20 protein-coding genes are annotated in these 21,245 nt (G+C 43.6%); 5 read left to right on the forward strand and 15 right to left on the reverse strand.

Features of this window, described 5'->3' with window-relative positions:
- The first annotated feature begins 6 nt into the window (after nucleotides 1-6).
- Nucleotides 7-909: a manganese catalase family protein gene (locus MHI06_RS20035; protein WP_340398872.1), complete on the forward strand. Its 903-nt coding sequence runs from the start codon at nucleotides 7-9 to the stop codon at nucleotides 907-909.
- 135 nt (nucleotides 910-1,044) lie between these two features.
- Here the strand turns inward: MHI06_RS20035 and MHI06_RS20040 are convergent, their stop codons facing one another.
- From MHI06_RS20040 to MHI06_RS20075, 8 genes are all read right to left on the reverse strand, one after another.
- On the reverse strand, nucleotides 1,045-1,479 hold the full coding sequence (locus MHI06_RS20040; protein WP_340398873.1) for an Imm8 family immunity protein: 435 nt from the start codon (nucleotides 1,477-1,479) through the stop codon (nucleotides 1,045-1,047).
- 103 nt (nucleotides 1,480-1,582) lie between these two features.
- Entirely contained in the window at nucleotides 1,583-2,011 is a 429-nt protein-coding gene (locus tag MHI06_RS20045) for a DUF5071 domain-containing protein (protein WP_340398874.1), read from the reverse strand.
- Between the two features lie 46 nt (nucleotides 2,012-2,057).
- A complete protein-coding gene (locus tag MHI06_RS20050; protein ID WP_340398875.1) occupies nucleotides 2,058-2,627 on the reverse strand; it encodes a DUF3221 domain-containing protein in 570 nt (189 codons plus the stop codon).
- A 125-nt stretch (nucleotides 2,628-2,752) separates the two neighbouring features.
- Nucleotides 2,753-3,082, reverse strand: a complete 330-nt coding sequence (locus MHI06_RS20055) for a hypothetical protein (RefSeq protein WP_169481572.1) — start codon at nucleotides 3,080-3,082, stop codon at nucleotides 2,753-2,755.
- 234 nt (nucleotides 3,083-3,316) lie between these two features.
- Nucleotides 3,317-5,032 carry an ABC transporter ATP-binding protein gene (locus MHI06_RS20060; protein ID WP_340398876.1) on the reverse strand — a complete coding sequence of 572 codons (1,716 nt, stop codon included), beginning with the start codon at nucleotides 5,030-5,032 and terminating at the stop codon, nucleotides 3,317-3,319.
- A gap of 44 nt (nucleotides 5,033-5,076) precedes the next feature.
- On the reverse strand, nucleotides 5,077-6,108 hold the full coding sequence (locus tag MHI06_RS20065; RefSeq protein WP_169481574.1) for an iron ABC transporter permease: 1,032 nt from the start codon (nucleotides 6,106-6,108) through the stop codon (nucleotides 5,077-5,079).
- A gap of 2 nt (nucleotides 6,109-6,110) precedes the next feature.
- Nucleotides 6,111-7,166 carry an iron ABC transporter permease gene (locus MHI06_RS20070; RefSeq protein ID WP_169481575.1) on the reverse strand — a complete coding sequence of 352 codons (1,056 nt, stop codon included), beginning with the start codon at nucleotides 7,164-7,166 and terminating at the stop codon, nucleotides 6,111-6,113.
- Between the two features lie 274 nt (nucleotides 7,167-7,440).
- Nucleotides 7,441-8,178 (reverse strand): glycerophosphodiester phosphodiesterase, encoded by a 738-nt coding sequence (locus MHI06_RS20075; RefSeq protein ID WP_340398877.1) that lies wholly within the window; start codon nucleotides 8,176-8,178, stop codon nucleotides 7,441-7,443.
- Nucleotides 8,179-8,413: 235 nt separating this feature from the next.
- Between MHI06_RS20075 and MHI06_RS20080 the strand changes: the two genes are divergently transcribed.
- Complete coding sequence (locus MHI06_RS20080) at nucleotides 8,414-8,680, forward strand: hypothetical protein (RefSeq protein WP_340398878.1); 267 nt, start codon at nucleotides 8,414-8,416, stop codon at nucleotides 8,678-8,680.
- Nucleotides 8,681-8,900: 220 nt separating this feature from the next.
- Here MHI06_RS20080 and MHI06_RS20085 read toward each other — a convergent pair whose 3' ends face one another.
- The 5 genes from MHI06_RS20085 to MHI06_RS20105 all read right to left on the reverse strand — a co-directional run bounded on the left by MHI06_RS20085 (nucleotide 8,901) and on the right by MHI06_RS20105 (nucleotide 12,535).
- Nucleotides 8,901-9,029 (reverse strand): hypothetical protein, encoded by a 129-nt coding sequence (locus MHI06_RS20085; RefSeq protein ID WP_017687371.1) that lies wholly within the window; start codon nucleotides 9,027-9,029, stop codon nucleotides 8,901-8,903.
- A 120-nt stretch (nucleotides 9,030-9,149) separates the two neighbouring features.
- Nucleotides 9,150-9,734: a TIGR00730 family Rossman fold protein gene (locus MHI06_RS20090; protein ID WP_340398879.1), complete on the reverse strand. Its 585-nt coding sequence runs from the start codon at nucleotides 9,732-9,734 to the stop codon at nucleotides 9,150-9,152.
- Nucleotides 9,735-9,965: 231 nt separating this feature from the next.
- Nucleotides 9,966-10,385, reverse strand: a complete 420-nt coding sequence (locus MHI06_RS20095; protein ID WP_169481579.1) for a hypothetical protein — start codon at nucleotides 10,383-10,385, stop codon at nucleotides 9,966-9,968.
- Nucleotides 10,386-10,404: 19 nt separating this feature from the next.
- The gene (ung, locus tag MHI06_RS20100) at nucleotides 10,405-11,073 is read right to left on the reverse strand and encodes a uracil-DNA glycosylase (RefSeq protein WP_340398880.1); all 669 of its coding nucleotides are present in this window, start codon (nucleotides 11,071-11,073) and stop codon (nucleotides 10,405-10,407) included.
- A 241-nt stretch (nucleotides 11,074-11,314) separates the two neighbouring features.
- Nucleotides 11,315-12,535, reverse strand: coding sequence for a MalY/PatB family protein (locus MHI06_RS20105; protein WP_340398881.1), 1,221 nt, complete (start codon nucleotides 12,533-12,535; stop codon nucleotides 11,315-11,317).
- 250 nt (nucleotides 12,536-12,785) lie between these two features.
- Here MHI06_RS20105 and MHI06_RS20110 point away from each other — a divergent pair, with 250 nt between their 5' ends.
- The gene (locus MHI06_RS20110; protein ID WP_017687366.1) at nucleotides 12,786-13,493 is read left to right on the forward strand and encodes a helix-turn-helix transcriptional regulator; all 708 of its coding nucleotides are present in this window, start codon (nucleotides 12,786-12,788) and stop codon (nucleotides 13,491-13,493) included.
- A gap of 153 nt (nucleotides 13,494-13,646) precedes the next feature.
- Here MHI06_RS20110 and MHI06_RS20115 read toward each other — a convergent pair whose 3' ends face one another.
- Nucleotides 13,647-16,568, reverse strand: coding sequence for an insulinase family protein (locus MHI06_RS20115; protein WP_340398882.1), 2,922 nt, complete (start codon nucleotides 16,566-16,568; stop codon nucleotides 13,647-13,649).
- Nucleotides 16,569-17,875: 1,307 nt separating this feature from the next.
- Here MHI06_RS20115 and MHI06_RS20120 point away from each other — a divergent pair.
- Nucleotides 17,876-18,580, forward strand: a complete 705-nt coding sequence (locus MHI06_RS20120) for a hypothetical protein (RefSeq protein WP_340398883.1) — start codon at nucleotides 17,876-17,878, stop codon at nucleotides 18,578-18,580.
- Nucleotides 18,581-18,603: 23 nt separating this feature from the next.
- The gene (locus MHI06_RS20125; RefSeq protein WP_340398884.1) at nucleotides 18,604-18,828 is read left to right on the forward strand and encodes a hypothetical protein; all 225 of its coding nucleotides are present in this window, start codon (nucleotides 18,604-18,606) and stop codon (nucleotides 18,826-18,828) included.
- A 992-nt stretch (nucleotides 18,829-19,820) separates the two neighbouring features.
- On the opposite strand, the gene MHI06_RS20130 is transcribed toward MHI06_RS20125, so the two are convergent.
- Nucleotides 19,821-21,113, reverse strand: a complete 1,293-nt coding sequence (locus tag MHI06_RS20130) for a hypothetical protein (protein WP_340398885.1) — start codon at nucleotides 21,111-21,113, stop codon at nucleotides 19,821-19,823.
- Nucleotides 21,114-21,245: the final 132 nt, after the last annotated feature.

Below are 21,245 nucleotides of genomic sequence, written 5' to 3' on the forward strand. Positions count from 1 at the left end.
ACCCGAATGTTCAAACGCTTGGATGAAATCCTGATTGAGATTCCCAATGTCGAGAAGCCAGATCCGAATGCTGCGGCAGCCATACAAGAATTGCTCGGTGGCAAATTCGGAGAAATGTCAACGTTGAACAACTACCTCTATCAATCGTTTAATTTTCGCTCCAAAGAAAAGTTAAAGCCCTTCTATGACCTCGTCATGAGTATCACGGCCGAAGAATTGGGTCATGTTGAGCTAGTGTCTCATGGTATTAACAAATGCCTCAGAGGATCAACCGAGTACAAAGAACCCGACGATACACCGCTTGGCTCCGTGAAGGATGCTCGTCTGTCGTATCATTTTCTGGCAGGTGCGCAGGGAGCGATGCCTTTCGACTCCATGGGTAATCCGTGGACAGGAGCACACGTCTTCAATAGTGGTAACTTGGTCGAGGATCTGCTGCACAACTTTTTCCTTGAATGCGGAGCGCGTACCCATAAAATGAAAGTATACGAAATGACCGATCACCCCGCAGCCCGGGAAGTTGTCGGTTACCTGCTGGTGCGTGGCGGCGTGCATGTCGTGGCATATGCAAAAGCACTTGAGATTGCAACTGGCGTAAATGTAACCAAGCTGGTTCCTATCCCTTCACTGAACAACAAAGCCTTCAATGAGGCTCGTAAATATGAAGAAAAAGGGGTACACACCAAGCTGTATACCTATAGTGATAAAGACTTCAACACGATCGGTCAGATCTGGAAAGGAACTCACCCCGAAGATGGACAACCTTTGGAAGTCATTCAAGGGATACCTGAAGGATTCCCGATTCCGGAATCTCCAGCAGTGGAGGAAGAATTTGCACCAGGCATCTCTCAGGAAGAATTCAAAGAAATTGCTCGCCGTCTGAAGATGGCAGGGAATATTGTGGATTAATTCAGCAAAGTAACAAAATAAGCCCAACCTTCAAAGGTTTGGGCTTATTACAGTTGTAACAAGATTTCAATATTTCACTTTGCTACAATATACCGAAACAATCATCTGAAAACTCACCATTAATCTTATATTCAATTAAATATCGTTATCCGAATGTTTCTTAATCATCTCCAAGAGCTCTTCTTCACTATTCAAACGTATAGAATCCGTATATTCCCATATAAAATAAGGAGCTAGGTCTTTGGCTATTTCTTCCCAAGTCTCCCCCTGATGCTGCATCAGAATTTGCTGAATGGTTTCCGTAATCAATTCAAAATCTAACTTATTAACAATAAAATGCCTCATACCCAAGACTACGTTAATCTCGTTTTTCAGTTCTCTTTCTAATGCTTTCGGAGTTATGATTGTAAAATCAAAATTATCCTCACCTTCAGAATCTTCCGTTCCAATACAGGCTGTACCTGACAAGTAAAAATCGTCTCCGATATCTTCAGTCTCCGTGAATTGTAACTTGCCATGAATATTCGGATTTCCAGTAATAATAAGATCTTTTAAGATCGGCTTAATCACGTTTTACACCTCTTAGGTATCTAGTTCTTCCATTAATCGCTATTTTTCTTGTTTCGGTGCTTCATAGCATATTCCATTTTCTTAGAACGCTAATTACCAATTTCTATGTATCCAAACTTCCATATCCACCTATCTCTCGTTGGTCTCCCTTCATCTTTTCCAAAAGCTCCAAGATAACCTCATCCAACTCCTCTAGTATCTCATCATGTGTAGGAGACTCCAGTATTCTTACCAAATCCGTCTGTAGCATATTTAGATGTGATACAGGCAATCGATCAATCAAACCGACCAAAACAAAATATTCCCACGTAGAATCATGTGTTTGCAATACATCCTTAATATGAGGAATTAAGTCTTCGCCCAGTCTCAATAGCAGATCCTCTATCGGCTTAGAGATAGGCCAATTCCCGTCTTGCAACCACTCCATAAGCATTGGGATGATAACTTTTAATTCGACATCACTAAATTCACTTAACTTGCGCACCGCTTCAAAATCAGACTTATCGCGGGGAAAATACTCCCTAATCTCCATTTAAATCCCCTCTCCCATCCCATATAAATACTTTTGTTCTCTTCTATTACTCGACTGACTCTACATCCTCTACTCTGATATCAATCTCATCTTGATTCTCTGTCGTTGACATCGCATCTTTCATGCGAATAGTCCACATTCCTGCATCCTGATAAAATTGTACATCTTCAATCACGGGAATACGTACCTTTTCTCCATCTGGTGAGTATAATGCACCCCGAATTGCGTCCGCCTCACTTAGATGAGCACCATCTGGAGTATTTGGACAAGATACCGCTATCGTTTCTGCTCTGGCCTGCCCAGGATAGGGTTCGTTTTCCGGGCCTCCATCCGTCCAGATTTCAACATAGGAGCCGATCTGCTGATCAGGCGCGTTGGAGAACCATTTTGCCGGATAATACCGACTGTCTCCCCCATTGGAACTGTAATCTTGAAATGCGGGATCAACAACAAGAATAGAATCGTCTTTGCGTTCAACCACATAACCAGTGAAACCTCTATCATCTGGTACATCCGTTGTAGTCTGCGCCGACTTACATGCATTTTGTTCCGCACATCCCGTAAGACATCCTAGCAAGATTGAAATTGATATGAAGGCTGTACGAAGATTGGACATATGTCCGTCCTCCTTAACTATATTCCCTTTCTAATGCTAACGTCCAATACCAAGTTATTGTTGCAAACACAGCCTTCAACTCATCCTCGTCTCTCACATGGCTCGTCTCAAGCAATCAGAATACTTCACTTCTTAATGTTTCTCTTATACAAATACCTGCCCCATACCACCAACGCCGTACACAACAAGATCACACAATAGGCCCACACAAAAAACATGGCAAGCCCCAACCCGATGTTGGCATCCAGGCGCTCATCAAAGATCTTCGTGTACAACGCAAAACCGAGTGGCACGGCGCCAACAATGAAAAGTCCAATAAGCCATCCACCCCAGCGTCGGAAACTGGAACCCCTGCCATTACCGGTATGCTTGCGAATTCCTTGAATCAGAAACCACAAAATCAGAATAAATAATAGACAGGTCATAAGAATTTTCTGCATATCGCTCAATTGCATCTCGTTCGCCTCCTACGTCATATATAATGATGAACATATTAACTCATTGAAGTTGAAGACTTAACTATCATTACCCGATTCTATGCCCATGATCACAGGCAGACAACAGCATGGCACCCCAGACCCACACAATAATTATGAAAAAGAAAATAACGCCACCGTCCTGACTCCTTCCAAGTCAAGAACGATGGCGTTACTTCTCATATTTACATTGTTACATCCACATCGAATAGGTTACGAGCCAAACTGCGCATAGTGAAGGCGACTGTACACCCCACCTGCCGCGAGTAATTCTTCATGACGCCCCTGCTCCGTTATGCCTTGTTCAGCAACGACAACAATGCGATCTGCATTTTTGATCGTAGCCAATCGGTGAGCAATGACCAGTGTGGTCCGACCCTCGGACAGCTCAGCAAGCGATTGCTGAATCGCTGCTTCCGTTTCTGTATCCAGCGCTGATGTGGCTTCGTCCAGGATCAGAATTGGTGGATTTTTCAGGAACATACGGGCAATAGACAAACGCTGTTTCTGTCCACCGGACAGCTTCACGCCGCGTTCACCAATTAACGTATCCAATCCTTCCGGCATCGATTGAATCAAAGGTTCCATCTGTGCACGTCTAGCAGCCATCCAGATTTCTTCTTCGGACGCATCCAGCTTGCCATAGGCAATATTCTCGCGAATGGATCCATCGAAGAGGAACACGTCCTGTTGTACAATTCCGATATGACTACGCAAGGAATCCAGTGTCATATCCTGTATCTCCTGACCATCAATCGTGATGCGACCTTCCAGCACATCATAGAACCGTGGCAGCAGACTGCATAGCGTTGTTTTACCTGCCCCCGATGGACCGACAAGCGCTACAGTTTCACCTGCACGTACGTTTAGATCAATACCTTTGAGCACAGGTTCCTGATCGGAATAACCAAAGGTTACTTGCTCATAACGAATATCTCCACGCAAATGGGATACCGTAACGGCCCCTGGACGATCTTCCACATCCGGTTCCATATCGAGCAGTTCCGTATAACGTTTGAAGCCCGCAATCCCCTTGGGATACGTCTCGATCACCGAGTTAATCTTCTGGATCGGTGTCAGGAACACATTGGACAACATAATAAATGCAATGAACTGACCGTAGGTCATACTGCCTTGAATAACAAACCATGTTCCGCATACCAGGACAAAGAGGGATACCAGCTTCATCAGCATATAACTGACAGAGGAGTTCCAGGCCATGATTTTATATGCGATCAGTTTGGTCTGACGGAAACGACCGTTGTTCACAGCGAATTGTGCTTTTTCATGCTCTTCATTAGCAAAAGCCTGAACAACACGAATACCTGTAATATTGTTCTCAACACGAGCGTTGAAGTCGGCAATATCACCGAACATTCGGCTGAATGCCTTGGACATTTTGCTACCAAAGTAGAGTGACAGATAAATAATCAACGGAACGATGATAAAGGTTAACACCGCCAGATTTCCATTAATGCTCATCATGATGCTGAATGCACCAATCAGTGTCATCACCGCGATAAATACATCCTCTGGACCATGATGGGCAATCTCACCGATATCCATTAGATCGTTAGTCATGCGGGACACGAGGTGTCCTGTTTTTGTATTATCGAAGAAACGGAACGATAGCTTCTGCACATGATTAAACAGACTTTTACGCATATCCGTCTCAATGTTAATGCCCAGCTTGTGTCCCCAATAGGTAACCACAAAGTTCAGAAATGAATTCAATAAGTAGATGCCCAGCAATGCCAGACAGGCCCATAGAATCCAGTCCCAGCGGCCGCCTGGCAGCAGATCATCGACTACCCGGTTGACCGCCAGTGGAAAAGCCAGCTCCAGCAGAGCGACTAGAATCGCACAACTGAAGTCAAGAATAAAGAGCTTTTTGTAAGGCCTGTAATAGGCAAAGAAACGGCGAAGCATGGACTGAAGTCCTCCTTATGCAACCACACATTGATGATTACGTTCTATTTCGTCTTGCTTAAGAGGTACAGGAAGTATGGCGCACCAATAATGGCAACCAGTATACCCGCAGGTATCTCTGAAGGCTGTAGAATGACACGGCCCAGCGTATCTGCAACGAGCACGAGCAATGAGCCAACCAGTGCAGATGCGGGTAAAAGGAACTGATGTTTTGGACCCACCAGACGACGCGCCAAATGCGGTCCGATCAGACCGACAAAACCAATTCCCCCGCTCACAGATACACATGAGCCTGCAAGCCCTACGGCAGCCGCAAGCAGAATCAGACGCTCACGCTCAACCGGAGCCCCGAGTCCACTCGCAGTCTGGTCACCCAGATTAAGTACGTTCAATACTCGTGCCTTATACAGAACAATCGGTACAAGCACGATTAGAAACGGCAGCAATGCCGTTACAAATTTCCAGTTCGAGCCCCAGATGCTGCCTGCCATCCAGGTAGCTACAAACTGATACTTTTCCGGACTAAGCCGCAAGGTAAGCACGATCATGACCGAGCTGATTCCTGCTGCTACCCCGATACCCGTAAGTAACATCCGAGTGGGCATAATGCCCTCTCCTTTTTTGTAAGAGAGCACATAGATCAGAAATGCAGCAAAACCGGAACCGATCAGGGCCAGAATTGGCAACAGAAATACCGGAGCCGCTGTGGTTGTCGGGAAAAAGGAAACAAATAACATAACGACAAGTCCAGCACCTGCATTAATCCCGAGGATACCCGGATCTGCCAGCGCATTGCGAGATACCCCCTGCAAAATACAACCAGATAACGCAAGTCCTGCACCGACCATTACCGAAATAACGATACGCGGCAGACGGAATTCAAACAGGATCAATTCCTGTTTCGCCGTACCTCCGCCAAACAAGGTACGCATCACCTCAAGCGGCGAAAGCTTGGTAAAACCTGTGTTCATGCTCACCACAAAAGCCGTAATAATTAATAGGGCAAGCACAATGAGGACAATCGCGCTCTTGGCTCTCTTTTTGCGCTCTGCTCCAACTATTGTTGAGGATTCCATCGTTACAGAGTCCTCCTTTCTTTACGCGCCAGATACAGGAAGAATGGTACCCCGATGAGGGCAACCAATGCGCCAATTGGCGTCTCGTACGGCGGGTTAATCATACGTGCAGCCAGATCCGCAAATACAAGTAACAGACTGCCCATTACTGCGGAACATGGAATAATCCAACGATAATCTACCCCAACCATCTTTCGAGTAAGATGGGGAATAATAAGTCCAACAAAACCAACCGCACCCACAACGGACACAGCCGTACCCGCGAGGATCAGTACAACAATCAGACCCACGAGCTTGATCAGCCCCGTACGTTGGCCCAAGCCAACGGCAATATCTTCTCCGAGGCTAAGCAGAGTAATGGAACGGGAGATGAGAAGACCTGCAATCAGTGCAGCGAGTACCCATGGGAACATGACCTCCAGTTGAGACCACTTCGTTCCGGCTACACCGCCGGCTGTCCAGAAAGCCAGATCTTGTCCAATTCTGAAATACAATGCAATCCCTTCACTGAGTGCTGATAGCATCGCTGATACAGCTGCACCTGCAAGCACAAGGCGTAGAGGTGTAAGACCCGATTTGGAAGCTGCACCAAAACCGTACACCAACAGAACACCAAGCCCTGCTCCAATGAATGAATACATAATGATGTACATAAACGGCAAGCCTGGGAAAAAGGCAAAACAGATCGCAAGCGCAAATCCAGCGCCCGCATTCAGCCCAAGCAGACCAGAATCGGCCAGCGGGTTACGGGTCATGCCTTGCATGATCGCACCAGCTACAGCGAAGCATGCACCTACCATCGCCCCGCCAAGAATACGCGGCAATCGAATCTCCCATATGATCTGATGCGGAGTTAGCTCAGGATTGAAATCAAAGATGGCTTTCCAGACAACACCAAGCTTAATATCAGCAGCGCCAAAAGAAATGGACAATGCCATGCCCAGAGCGAGTAGTAAAACTCCCCCTGTAAGAATAAGTGTGGCTGCCCACGGACGAGTGTGTATCTTCGCTGTGGGTGATTCCGGATTATGATTTGCTGGTGAAGCTTTTGAACTCATACGCGCCCACCCTCGTTATGAGTGGAGCTGCTCAAACCTATGTACATAACAATCACCTCTCTATAAATACCGAACTTTAATGATATTGATTCTCATTCCCATAGACCATTGTAAGTGAATCCACGGACTCTGGCAATGGACAAATGGGACATGTTTATTGCATATATGAAGATTTGCACACAATTTTGCACGCAAAAAGGCTGTGCAGGAGCCAAAAAGCTCGAACACAACCTTGTGATTGCTTATGTAGAACACATGTATAACACAGACTCGATTAACGGGCAGGTACCCTAATTAAGGATGCCAGGACATCAGGAACATCGGTAATAATGCCTTGCACACCCATGTCAATCATGGCTTGCATCTCGGCAGGATCATTCACCGTAAATGGATAGGTAACAACGCCATGTGACAATGCTGCGGCAACATCTTCATAGGTAACAGCCAGCTTGTAGGGATGAAGGCCGGAAGCTTCAACTTTGACGGCATAGTCATAGGGACGATACAACTTTTCCATATATAGAAGTGCTGTACGAATATCCGGGGCAAGACGCTTACACCTTACCAGCGAAGCATGATTGAAGCTAGACAGAACGACCTGTTGCTCCAGTTTCCAGTCCCGGATCGCCTGTATAATCTTCTCTTCCATTCCCTTGTAACTCACAATACCATTTTTTAACTCCAGATTAAGCAAGGTTCCTTTCCCCTGTACCAGCCTGAATAACTCCTCCAGAGAAGGAATGCGTTCCCCGGCAAAATCGTTGTGAAACCAGGACCCAGCATCGTATGTGCGTAATTGATCGTAAGTTATATCTTTAACCCAGCCCTCTACACCCGCAGTACGGCTTAACGTCTCATCATGAATCAGCACCAATCGGCCATCACTCGTCATCTGCACATCGGTTTCCATGCCTGTCGCTCCAAGCTCCAGGCTACGTTCAAAAGCAATCATCGTATTCTCCGGGCATACGGCAGATGCACCGCGATGGGCAATAATTTCAAAGTTCCTCATTCCAGCGCCTCCTGCGTTCAACGTTAACTCTATGATCTACACTATAAACACCGTTTGTTAGACCTGTATTAACAGAGCGTTTAATTGGTTGTTTACTTAGTCAATACATGCGGTATGGTTGAACATCCAACGGGCTGGGGATTCACTCATTTTTGCGAACTCAATCTGAAAATCGACATAATATAGTATGAACGAACGATGGAAGCACTGCACTCCGTTATAAGGAGGTTGACTATTGAATCCCTCAAAGAAAAAATCGACACCTACGCGTCCTCGCACATCCCAGTTACAGTCGGCTTCCAGGCTTTCCAGATCATCTGTCCATATCAAAAACAAATCCAGCAAGACGGCTAAACAGCGTTCCTATAACTCCAGTTCACCCAACACACTGGATCAGCTGGCTATTGTTGCAGCTATACTTTCCTTAATTGCTGCCGCCATCGGGCTATATATCGCCTGGAAATCGTTAAGTAATCCGAATCAAACTGCTGTTGTGGTGTAAGCTGCTTAATACGCAGCTATTGGCTCAGGAGGCTCTCTCCTGCTTCTGACCTTATTCAGGGGCAGGTTTTTGCTTTTTCAATCGCTTAACGTATGCTGGAAACGTCAAAAAACCGTTCCCCTGAAACGCCGGCATGTACCGGCGTCTCTTTGGAAAGGTCATTTTGTATCCGGGCGACTGCCTCTGCAGCACGATCCCTCATCTCGGAATGTGGACCGAATTACAGAATGAATGTACGAGAGATGATAACCAACAGAATGAACAACACCAGAATTGCTCCTGTCGATGTCCATGCTCCACCACTGAAGCCTCCGCCGTATCCGTAACCTGTGCCTTTAAGTTCGCTCATGAGTGACACTCCCCTCTTCACTAAAGTACACTATAGACTATGTCCGATAGCGCAACTTGCTTGGGCAGATCGAAATTTCTCCTCAAAAGCGATTGGTTACAGCCCTCTATTCTTGTATAATCATTGTCCGTTCAGCTGTGACCACTTCTGGGTCAACTCTGCCGGAATATAGGATGACATCTGGTTGAGTAGTTCAGCTGGATCGGATTCCAGACTCCACAGACTAAGATGTGATGTGTTGGAGAACCCTTCCTGTACGCTATGCTCTACCATCTTCATCAGCGGGCCATAATATCCGTTGACGTTCAATAAGCCGACAGGCTTGCGATGAATGCCAATCTGTGCCCAGCACAGTACCTCAAATAGTTCTTCAAATGTACCCATGCCTCCAGGAAGTGCAATGAATCCATCGGATAATTCCGCCATCGTAGCCTTCCGTTCATGCATGGTTCCCACTTCAATCAGCTGTGTAAGCCCTCCATGGACAACCTCACCCCGGAACAATCCGGTAGGCATGACACCAATCACTTCTCCACCTTGCTTCAGAGCCGCATCGGCAACTGCGCCCATTAAGCCCATGCAAGAACCACCATAAACCAGTGCATATCCGCGATCAGCAATCTGTTTGCCCAGTTGAACAGCCTTCTCTGTATAATCGGGGTGATTCCCCGGGTTCGAGCCTGCAAAAACACATATACGTTTCAATGGGTTTCACTCCTCATCATGATCTATTTTAATAATATATAACATGAATGTTATGGGTATGTACAACAGGTTAAAAGATGAATGGACAAAAAAATACCCGGCCGTTTGCAGCCGGCCGGGCTCCCATTTCAATACATATCAATTTAGAAGGGGTTGTTACTACCTAATATACAGACCGAACATTAAATCCGTATGATCTTTGCATGAAATGAATATTAAATCTTCGTGGTACTAACGTATCCCACGGCGTGAACGCACGACAAACATATGCTTGTCTTTACGCAGAATCCGGCCATCTGCAAGTTCAACCTGATCCTCATCATGACGCAGAATCGTCGTGGATAATGCTACAATTTTGGCCCGGCGCCAGATCATAACCTGTGATTTGAAATAGATGGCATTTTCGAACTGAATCGCCTTTTTCATCACATATCCAACCTTGTGCACTTCAGAACGTGCTTTCTTTAAGGGAAGACTCTCTTCGGGAAGAGGTCTGATCATTGCGATATTGTCAAACGACACCTTAATCCGTTTCGGTCCGATTCGTACACATTCCCCTTCTTCATCCCACTCGACCAGCGTTCCCTTCAAAGGCTCCCGTATGCCTGTCGCACGATATACCGCTACTTTTCGTCCTATCCAATGTCGCAATGCTCTCACCTCCATCTGTCTAGTTTTCAGGTATCTTCCAATCGATCGGTTCAATACCTTTGGAGGTCAAGAAGTCATTGGCTTTGGAAAAGGGACGACTGCCGAGGAATCCACGATGCGCAGCCAGCGGACTCGGATGTGTAGACTCCAGTACCAGATGCTTGTCCCTGTTGATAAATGCACCTTTTTTCTGGGCATGACTACCCCACAGCATATATACCATCGGCTCTGGGCGTTCATTCAGCGCACGAATAACAGCATCCGTAAACGTCTGCCAGCCCAGTGCCTGATGCGAATTCGGCTGACCTTCACGGACCGTCAGAACAGCATTTAATAGCAGGACTCCCTGCTGTGCCCAATGGACCAAAGATCCATGATTCGGAATCGGCAGGTCCAGATCGGCCTGAAGTTCCTTATATATATTTTTCAGAGAAGGTGGTACGCGAACTCCCGGTCTAACCGAAAAGCTCAATCCGTGAGCCTGACCCGCTCCGTGATAAGGGTCCTGACCAATAATAACAGCCTTAACCTGATGATACGGAGTCAACTTCAGTGCGGAGAACAGGTCTTCTTTGGGCGGAAAGACCGTCTGCGTTTTATACTCGGCGGCGAGGGTGTAACGAATCTTGTTGAAATATTCGGCTTCCGTCTCTTCCTGAAGCACCTTGTCCCAATCGTTTCCAAACATATGTATAGGCTCCTTTCCCCTGATGAATACAGTTTCGTGCAGCCCAACTACTGGGCTCTTCCTTCTGAGAGCCGCATGTCATGCAACTCATAGACTATCCACCATTTTAACATAACCGGGGACAGCAGACCAGAATTGCACATCGGGGTATACGTTCACCTCGAAATAAATCGTATTCTTGCTACATTCAGTATACTCATACAAAAAAGTCACCTCGCTGTTGCGTGATGACTTGATGACTTTATACTTGGACGGGCACCTCTTCGACTTCTTTCACAAGCACACTGCTGATTCTTCGTAGCCCTTCCTGAAGGACAGAACGGGGACAAGCCAGATTCAACCGAATGCAACCCTCACCATTGGCTACAAACATATGACCATCTTCGAGTAATACACCCGCTTGCTCAGCGAAGAATAAAGGTAAACTTACATTTTGGGGAGCATATGCCGAAATATCGATCCAGGCCAGATACGTGGCTTCCGGGATGTGAAAGACAGCCCGTGGTAGATGTTGTTTCAAATACTGTTCTACGCAGTCGAAATTGGCGTCTAAATAACCTTTTAATTGTTTCAGCCATTCATCACCCGTTTCGTAAGCCGCTTGAGTGGCAGCGATGCTCAGTGGGTTTTTAAAACCATAATGGCGCGCCTGCCAGATGTCTCGAAGTGCCTTGTTGGGAATAATGACATTGGAGAACATCAGACCAGCCATGTTGAATGTTTTGCTCGGAGACATACATGTAATGATTCGATCCGTATCGGGAAACAGCTTCGCAAGTGGCGTATGTCTTTTTCCAGTCCGCAGCAGATCACAGTGAATTTCATCCGAAATGACCCATACATTGTTCCGCAGGCAGATCTCACCCACACGTTGTAACTCTTCCGTTGTCCAGACACGTCCAGATGGATTATGCGGGTTACAGAAAATACATACCCTTACCTTCTCATCCTTCGCCTTAGCTTCAAAATCCTCAAAATCAATCGAGTAACGCCCCTGCTCGTTGATCATATCCGAACACACCAGTTCAAGATTGTTATGCTCCGCAGCTGACTTGAAGAAACCATAAGACGGGGTTACGATCAGTACTTTCTCATCCGATTGACAGATATATTCCACCAGTTCATACAAAGCGGGGATGATGCCGTTCGAGGTCTCCAAATGCTCCTTCGGGAAGGACCAGTCATAGTATCTCTTCATCCAATTCGAAACAGCTTCATAGTATGCCGGATCAAATACCTGAGAGTAACCCATGATTCTACGGTCCAGACGCTCCTTAACTGCATCCAGAATCTCGGGAGGTGTGGCAAATTCCATATCTGCAATCCACATGCGAATGAATTCTTCGTCCTTGAATGGAAATGTCATATCTTCTGTGGCGTTAAAAATATATTGACGGAAACCATCCGTATTCATGGCATTTGTTCCTGTTCGGTCTATAATCTCATCAAAGTCGTATTTCATAGCTTCTACTCCTCTATCTGCTTTACTTTTTCATTGTCGTTTCATGTCGTATTACACCTATTATTTCATGATGCAGGAATTGCATCAAATGCAATACAATCTATTCTGACGAAACAAATAAAGTTTATTGTTTCTCCAGAATAGGTATTTCGGTTAAAAAGTGATATATTTCTCATATAGAATCATTTTTATGAATGACTTTCATCATTTTCACGTACTCTCAAGAAACATTACATAAGGAGAACCGACTATGAACAATATCAATCAAGAAGTTGGCAAGAAGATACGAAACTTTCGGAAATGGCGGGGACTGACCATTCAACAGCTTGCGGACCAGATCTTCAAGAGCAAGGGCACGCTATCCAAATATGAGAGCGGAGATATTACACTTGATCTGGTCACGTTACATCATATTGCGAACGCGCTCAACATTCAGGTGGAGCAGCTCTTGTACCAAGAACCCAGACACGCTTCTCCCTTGATGAATGCGGTGCCGTCCAGCTTTTTCAAGAACTCCACACGTTTCTATTCCTACTTCTATGATGGGCGTAACAACAGTCTCATTCGTTGTGTCATTGACATGATGGCTCAATCGGATGCCAACCGTTATCGCACCGTGATGTATATGAATGTGAAGGATTTTGAGAACTACCAGGAGTGCGAGAATATGTATTGGGGCCACACCGAGCATTATGATACACTCACCACCCTGATTTTAAAAAATCAGGCCACGCCGCTGGAGAATCTATATATTAATATTCTGGCGTCTTTTCAGGAATCAGAGAAAAAATGGGGACTGATGGCGGGTGTCTCCTTCAGACCTTTCATGCCTATCGCGCTCAAAATGTTATTCTCCAGAACCCCGCTGCCCGAGAATCAGGAGTTATATAATGAATTAAAAATCTCAAAGGAAGATCTGCGGACTCTGAAAATATACAACATGCTCGCCGTCACCTGAACAATGCAGCGTGTCACACATTCTCATGTCATATGGAAATGGAGACAGTCCCTCCCCATTAGAAAAGGCACTTCTATAAGCTGTTGAAACCAGCTCATAAAAGTGCCTTTCGCTTTGACGCTTATTAGATCGTGGAATAAACGAGACTAACGCTTAGTTTTTAATTAAATCCAGCGTCTCGTCAAACATTTGCTTCTGTTCCTCTATCTTGTTCTCATTACCGATCACGCAGCGCTGTTGCTGTTCAAGTATGGCCGATAAAAGCTCAGCAAAACCGATAATGTCACTTTCCTTCGTGCTTAACACTTCGTCACGTTCCTGTTGCAGATCCGCTTCAGTCACATTCGACAGATAACACTCCAGGGAGAAAGCTCCTTCTCCATAAGGCGTTCGCGGCGTATCGAGATCCTGTATCGCACCAATGATATAACGCGTCATTTCCCGCTCGTCTGCCCGGAAGTCGGTCAAATATTGCGGTATCTCTTCATAAACTTTGTACGTTTTATCGAGATTTGGATCACGGTACGATGCAACGTAGCTGTCTCCGTTCCGTCTGAAGCCTGACATGCAGCCATAAGCTCCGCCTTTGGCCCGGATATTGGTCCACAAGTAATCCAGGGACAGAATGCCCTGCAAGACACGCAGTGAACCGGTGTATTGATATCCTTTGTCGATATAATTACCCGTTTGCACCACGTACTGCACCTCCGAAGGAGAACGGAATCCTTCCTTATGAGTAGCAGGTGTGAATGTAAATTCTTCCTTGGCAACCTCATGTGTGAACAGCTTCGCTTTCAGATCGGATACCTGTTGCTCCAATCCTTCATATCCCTGTTCATCGGCAGTGTAACTGACAAGCAAGTTCTCCGGTCTGAAAATATACCCCGTCAACTCTTGCAGGCTGGAGGATAGCTCTTCTTTTCTGGCCTCAAAGTTTGCCTGAAGATCCTCAAGCCACTGGTAAAAGGCAATGCCACTCACAGCTTCTCTGAAATCTGCGACCGCTGAATGTTTGGACGACGACCGGCCAATTCCCGCAGAGTGTCCGCTGTTGATCAGATTACGTTGCAGATTACCTTTCATCTGAGAGATGATCTCATACAACCGCTTCGAATTATCGAAGCGGGATGTGAACACAATTTCTTTAATCATATCAAAGGCAAATCCAAGCTTGTCATATAACACTTTTGCGTTGAACTCATAGGTAGCCTTGAATTCATTATGCTTATGCGCGTTGGCATAAGATCCAATTCCGCTATGAATACCACCCGAATGGATATGGATTTCATTGGATAGTTCATTGAACGAGTAGTTTTGAGTGTCCACGTAACCCAGCACATTCTTGAGCAACCCTGCATACGGCAGGAGATGACGTGGCACTTCTTTGATATCAAACAGCAGTCTCAGATAACCAATTCCGTTGGTGTAAAGGTTATGATGCAGAATGGTTGTGCCGTCGACCTGGTTCTCCGTTTGATGCAACGTAGAGGCCTTCGGTTCAATATCTTCGATCGATAACGTCGGAATGACCTGCTGCTGCTCTTTGGTTGAAGGTGTATTCTGATACTCGGCGAGTGCTTCCGTTTTTTGAATCAACGTCTGAACTTCTTCCTCACTAAGACCGGCCTGAATAGTTTTCAGACGTGCTTTCAACACCTCATCCTTGCGTGAGTTCAGCCCTTTATCCGGGGTAAGCGCCACAAAAGAAGTATGTGTGTTCTGCAAAATATATTTCTCAATAAGTTGCTCGAAGTAACCTTCGTTCATTTTTGTCCGCAGTTCAGCAAATACGTCATTGGCTTCTAAATGAGTGAAAGGTGCTTCTTCATCGTACAACCAGCTTTGTAGGGAGGAGAATCCGTAGATCAGGCCCTTCGGCATTCTGCCGTAGTCCGCTTCCCTGTGATTGAACTCATATGAGTTAATGCCTGCGAGCAGCGCTTTCGGATCAAAGCCTTCTTTCACCACACGCTCAAGCACTTCTTTTACCGTTCCCAGGAAATCCTCTTTGCTCGCCAGATTGCTCTTCTTCAGTCCGACAGTGAATACAGGCTGATACAGGCTGTCATCATACGAACCGTAGACGTCCTTCGCAATTCCTTTATCCAGCAAAGCCTGTTTCAATACCGCTCCCGGAGCGTTCAGCAGTGCGTATAACAAAATTTGAAACGAGATGTTCAGTTCCTTATCCAGACTTGTGCCGATTACCGCGTTGTAGGTCAAGAAGCTGTTATCCACTTCCGATTCCGTACTTCCCGCAGAGTAAGTCTTAACTGTGTCTACCCGTTCTGCAAAAGCAGGTTGAAGTTGAATGTCCGAATCAATCTCGATTCGATCATATGCGCTCAGATAATTTTCATCCAGCCATTGCAGTTTCTCTTCCATATCCATATCGCCATACAGATAGATGTAACTGTTGGACGGATGATAGTATCTCGTGTGGAAATCCAGCAGCCCTTGATAGGTTAGGTCCAGAATAGCTTCCGGGAATCCGCCAGATTCGGAGGAGTATGTGGTATCCGGGAAAAGGGAGTTCAGTACTTCTCTGCGCACCATTCGTTCCGGTGAAGAAAAGGCACCCTTCATCTCGTTATATACAACTCCGTTATAGGATAACTCATCATCTGCAGAGGCCAGGTTGTAGTTCCAACCTTCCTGCAAAAATATTTTTTCATTCTCATAAATATTCGTATTCAATACCGCATCCAGATATATATCCATCAGATTGTGGAAGTCGTGGTCATTACGACTAGCGATCGGGTAGATCGTCTTATCCGGATACGTCATGGCGTTAAGGAATGTATTCAATGAACCTTTCAGCAACTCAACAAAAGAATCCTTGGCCGGAAATTTCTTGGACCCACAGAGCACGGAGTGTTCGAGAATATGGGCTACCCCTGTATCATCTTCCGGAGGTGTGCGGAAACCGATACTGAATACTTTGTTGTCATCCTGATTGGACAAAAGTACAATTTTGGCCCCGGATTTCTGGTGTTCCAACAGATACGCATCCGATTTCAATTCTTCGATTCTGCGCTCTTGCAACACCTTGTATGGCTTAAGCTGTTTCAACATAAACTTGAGTCCTCCGTCCATAAGATTGTTTTATTGGTTTTGTGACTCTACATAAGTTCAAATATGTTTATTTACACGGGCACTCCGATGACAGAACAACAGCTGTCCTTTCCGTTATCATGTAAATGTGTAGTTGAACTTATATCGTTCAGCAAGGTAAAGGTAATATATGCCTATGGATAGTATACACCATTGTTCCATCTCTTCATAAAAAGACCGTCGAATCCACTTTCTGATATGTATTAGGCAGCGTTTGTGTTTATGAACTGCATGGTGAAGTAGTTGATCATGACATTCCAAGTAATCCCATTACAATGGAAATTATAAAAATAAACAAGAATACGCCCCAAAACAATTACAATTTTACTCTTTATAACAAATATTAAAAAAAACTAAGTTTAACGGAGGAGCTTCTAAGGAGTAAGTTCTATATGGTGGTTAACAGTCAAAACTTTAATTTGCAAGATTTACTCAAATTCACCGTTTTTAGACGGTACCCACTTTTTGAAAAAAACCGGAGATGCTTTCCCTTAGAAAGGGTTAGTTTGTAGCCTTATATGACATCAGCTATCATGTGAACGTGGTAGCCAAAAAAAGTACTTGAGTGTCCTTTGACGTCATGAACACGCAAATAGATTAGGCAGAGATATTAAGCTAGAGGGACCTGATTTTCTGCAAGGAAGTTTGAGTAAGGAACACACCAATCTGATAATATCGAAATCACAGATCTTGACGTCAAGTAATAACATGTAGTGATTGAAAGAAGGAACATTATGATTGTTACAAGACAAAACAAAAAATAAATATTGGAAGCAATATTTATGAGCGTGGATATTTTGTACATACGTTAAGAAGTGTGATAGAAGAATGTTTAGGAAACATATAGGTAATGAATTAATGAAGTAAGCAATGAATTACTAAAATGAAGGAAGAAAGTTTTTGACTGATCAATGCACTTAAGAGTAAAGACTTTCAGAAGAATTTCATTGGTAACTACTTTATGGCATAGGATAAATGTCAAAGTGTATCTGCTTCACAACTTAAATTATTTTCTTGATAGCAACCTTCATAGACCAGTTGAAGATGGAATTAAGTGTTAGCCAGAACACTTAACTTATAGGACTGAGATTTAGATTCATAGATGGTGTGCATGCAGATATATCACGTTACATATTTATAATAAATAATATCGTGTAACAAAAATTTAAATTAGAATTAGAGGGGAATGGGAATCTGCATAGAATTTAAATATAGTGTGAGATGTGTCGCACAAAAGTCATATACTATAGAAAGGATGATAACGGAAGATGTGGTTTGAAGCTCCTTGGATAAAAGGACTATCATTTTTAATCGAGTTAATTTATTACATAGCTAGTATAGGTTTATTTGCATCGGTAATCATTGGTTTAAGACAGCTACAAATTGTAAAAGATGATAACAAGATCAGAAATCAAAGAGCATCTATTGAAAAAAGCCTTGAATATCTTGAGTGGTTTGCGAAAGATTTTATACCATATCATTCTGATTTCAGAAAAAACCTTAAAGAAAAAATATCTGAACGCTTAGAGGATGATGATGAAGAAATAGAAGTCAAAATGAGTATTATCGAGCAATACAAAATTATTCATGCAGTGAAGGATATTGATCAGAATGACAACTTCGATGTTTCACTCCCTTCATTGGAAATGATAAATCGAATCTATGCTAAAGCACAATCTGGGAACGTATTAAACCAGTTAGAGTATTTTGCAGCAGCAATGACATCTGGTCTAGCTGATGAGGAGTTAGCATACAATCCATTAGCTTCTCTTTACTGCGAACTAATCGAAGAGATGTATCATAATATTATCTTTCTGCGTGGAGAGAGTAACAGAATGTATTCCAACATCATAAAGTTATATAAAATATGGAAACCAAGATTAAAAAAAGAAGACATTCGACATCATCAGGATAGACTAAGTAAAGAATCTGAAATGCTGCCTGATGTTAAAATTAAATCAATTGGGTTATAATATTTATTGAGAGGTGAAATTATATGATTGATTTTGATGCGAAATTTCTTGAGATGTGGACTAAAGAAGACGAGGACTTGCTTGGACTTAAAAATAATATTAATACCTTGGGTTTGAAAAAAACATCTAAAAATATAGATAAAACTAACCTAAGTAAATCATCAATTCCGTTAACTCAAGCTATCCTTGCTCTTGAAAAAAAACGAAATGATGATAAAGAGCTGAATGACTTGCTTTGCGCATTTTAAATAGTTGCTCAAAAAAGTAACGCATAAGTATGCGTTACTTTTTTCTTTGCAGTTTATAATTAAAGAAAAATCACAGGAAAACTTTATAACAGAAAGACACGAGAGGCTTTCCTAATGTTTCATCTTAGATATAAGTCTTCATATGCGAAACATTAGGAAAGCAGGTAAGAATCAAGCGTGTTCAGTACTTTACAATGTGACCGTGAGTATCCCATCAAATGGGATGTACTTCTTTAATGTCATCCTGCGCCACGAAACCAGTAAGGAGAAAAAATAAGAAAGAAGTTTTTGAGGAATAAGATACTAATGAGGTGATTGATATTAGTTAACTTTGTAAACTCTGCTTTTTGAGGAGTTGGAGACGGAGAGTAAAATTCTGAATCCCATGCAGGGAATGGGATTCTTATTAACAAACTCCACTGTCCCACTAGGGCGTGTCTTCAAATTATTTAAATGGTAATTAATAGTTAATTATATCAAATGAATACACGATACGAAATTCACGAGAGACAATGGGCGGCTTATTCAAGATTTGTTTCCACCTGAACGAAAACCACAAGGAAGACGTCCCGCAGTGGACAATCGAATCATGTTAAACGCGAGGCTATGGGTAGCTCGTTCACGTGCCCCTTGGCGATCTACCAGGCCACTTCCCGAATTGAAAATCCGTCTAAACCCGCTTTCGACGCTGGCAGCAAGCGGGCATTTGGGATGAAGTGTAAAGCATGTTTCCCTAGATTCTGAGGAGGAAAGTATCATGATTGACGCCACGGTTGTGCGAGTTCACCAGCATGGATCGGGCGTTCCCGGGGTGAATTAAGCACGTATTCAGCGCGTTAGGGCTTCGGTAAGGGAAACGTACCCTGACGGGGGTGCCGCGCTATATGTACGGGAATTTGACGGTGAGAACACAAAATAACCGCTAACCCTGCGTGAGGGCTGCGGTTATTTAAAATGTGAAGGAATAATACGCAATCTCGATGTTCCATGATTTATTTTAAAAGAGCAGGTACGTTATCTAAGGTAAGATAATCTTGCCAGTTGTATTTATTAAAATGACCGCAAGTACTGAGAAGTTCATCAATCACTTGCTCTTTTTCCTCTGGATGATTCTGAATATAAAAATATACTGCTAAGAGGTCTAGTCCAGTCAATAGACAATGATTTCGACTCGTGCTAAAGTTCATCATTTGATCAGGGAAGGCTTTCTCATTTCTCTCTTCTAAAGTAATATCTCTATAAGCATTTACCACTAGAAAACCTTTTGGCGTCCGCTCTTTAGATATGATATATTCACTAACCCATTTCTCAAGTTGTGCAGCGTGTTTTTCTGCAGCACTTTTGGTAACTCCTTTTACTTCTACAACAGCAGCATGATCCTTATATTCTAAAATCAGATCATCTCTCCCTGGAACTCCTTCACTAACATTAAATCCAAGTTCCTTAAAAACTCTATTGACCATATTCTCCAAGTAAGTGCCGGTACCAGTAAAAAGAACTTTTAACGCTTCTAAAGATTTTAATTCGGAGTCCAATGTCTCTAGCCTGGATTGTAATACTTTTAATTCGTCTTTCTTTTTTGTGATTTCTTGCTTAATGTCACTTTCGCCCGGTACTTCTATTAAGCGACTCCACTCAGGGAGCATCATCTTAGGAGTTTGATTTAAATCTAAGTTCAGATTACTCACTATGTTAATAAGATCATCAAGAAATTCTTTATTTTCAAACGGAATTACTGGCAAGTTTGGAATAAATACAATATTACCTTTACCTAACTTGACAGAGGCACTGACGAACGAGTTTGTATCTTTTATTTTTAGTAGCGGCCTACCGAAATCATGTTTGTAGTATGATTCATATCTCCATTCCCCTTCGTACTTAGTATATAAAGGTTTTAAAAACGAGTTGCCTACAGGTTCAATGCTAGATCCTTTACCAATATCTGTTTTGGGGTAAACAGGTAACAATTCCTTTCTTAGATCGAATGCCGCCGCTGGGGCTTTTCTTTGTAGTCTAACTGGGGGTGGGGTACAAACAAAAATAGTCCTACCTAAACTTAAGAACTCGTTAATTTCCGCCCTTCTCCTATATACGTCACGTACGAAATGATTAATGTCATCAACGTATGTCCAATCTGTAGAGTATTGACTAAGTTTTCGTTCACTACGGTATTCGTTCACTACGTCAAGTAGGTTGATAAGTAATACGTCAAATTCAAGCAATGAAACTTGAGATTTAAAGATTACGCTTTTAGAATAATTTCCTGCAATACTTGCTATCTTCATAAATATCATCCTCTATGTCTCATTGTTTTATCCCGCATATTTAAACGTACAGACTCCGCGCATATAACGCTCCCCGTTCACCGCAACGCTCATCTCCGTTATGTCCTCGATCACACCGCTGCCGACTAAATC

Origin of the sequence: Paenibacillus sp. FSL H8-0079, assembly GCF_037991315.1 — a bacterium.
Taxonomy (GTDB): Bacteria; Bacillota; Bacilli; order Paenibacillales; family Paenibacillaceae; genus Paenibacillus.

Coding starts and splice junctions, on each gene's coding strand:
- MHI06_RS20105 (WP_340398881.1), bottom strand. CDS start 12,535: ATGAAATACGACTTTGATGAGATTATAGACCGAACAGGAACAAATGCC.
- MHI06_RS20055 (WP_169481572.1), bottom strand. CDS start 3,082: ATGCAATTGAGCGATATGCAGAAAATTCTTATGACCTGTCTATTATTT.
- ung (WP_340398880.1), bottom strand. CDS start 11,073: ATGTTTGGAAACGATTGGGACAAGGTGCTTCAGGAAGAGACGGAAGCC.
- MHI06_RS20085 (WP_017687371.1), bottom strand. CDS start 9,029: ATGAGCGAACTTAAAGGCACAGGTTACGGATACGGCGGAGGCTTCAGT.
- MHI06_RS20125 (WP_340398884.1), top strand. CDS start 18,604: ATGATTGATTTTGATGCGAAATTTCTTGAGATGTGGACTAAAGAAGAC.
- MHI06_RS20075 (WP_340398877.1), bottom strand. CDS start 8,178: ATGAGGAACTTTGAAATTATTGCCCATCGCGGTGCATCTGCCGTATGC.
- MHI06_RS20050 (WP_340398875.1), bottom strand. CDS start 2,627: ATGTCCAATCTTCGTACAGCCTTCATATCAATTTCAATCTTGCTAGGA.
- MHI06_RS20035 (WP_340398872.1), top strand. CDS start 7: ATGTTCAAACGCTTGGATGAAATCCTGATTGAGATTCCCAATGTCGAG.
- MHI06_RS20130 (WP_340398885.1), bottom strand. CDS start 21,113: ATGAAGATAGCAAGTATTGCAGGAAATTATTCTAAAAGCGTAATCTTT.
- MHI06_RS20060 (WP_340398876.1), bottom strand. CDS start 5,032: ATGCTTCGCCGTTTCTTTGCCTATTACAGGCCTTACAAAAAGCTCTTT.
- MHI06_RS20110 (WP_017687366.1), top strand. CDS start 12,786: ATGAACAATATCAATCAAGAAGTTGGCAAGAAGATACGAAACTTTCGG.
- MHI06_RS20115 (WP_340398882.1), bottom strand. CDS start 16,568: ATGTTGAAACAGCTTAAGCCATACAAGGTGTTGCAAGAGCGCAGAATC.
- MHI06_RS20120 (WP_340398883.1), top strand. CDS start 17,876: ATGTGGTTTGAAGCTCCTTGGATAAAAGGACTATCATTTTTAATCGAG.
- MHI06_RS20065 (WP_169481574.1), bottom strand. CDS start 6,108: ATGGAATCCTCAACAATAGTTGGAGCAGAGCGCAAAAAGAGAGCCAAG.
- MHI06_RS20070 (WP_169481575.1), bottom strand. CDS start 7,166: ATGAGTTCAAAAGCTTCACCAGCAAATCATAATCCGGAATCACCCACA.
- MHI06_RS20045 (WP_340398874.1), bottom strand. CDS start 2,011: ATGGAGATTAGGGAGTATTTTCCCCGCGATAAGTCTGATTTTGAAGCG.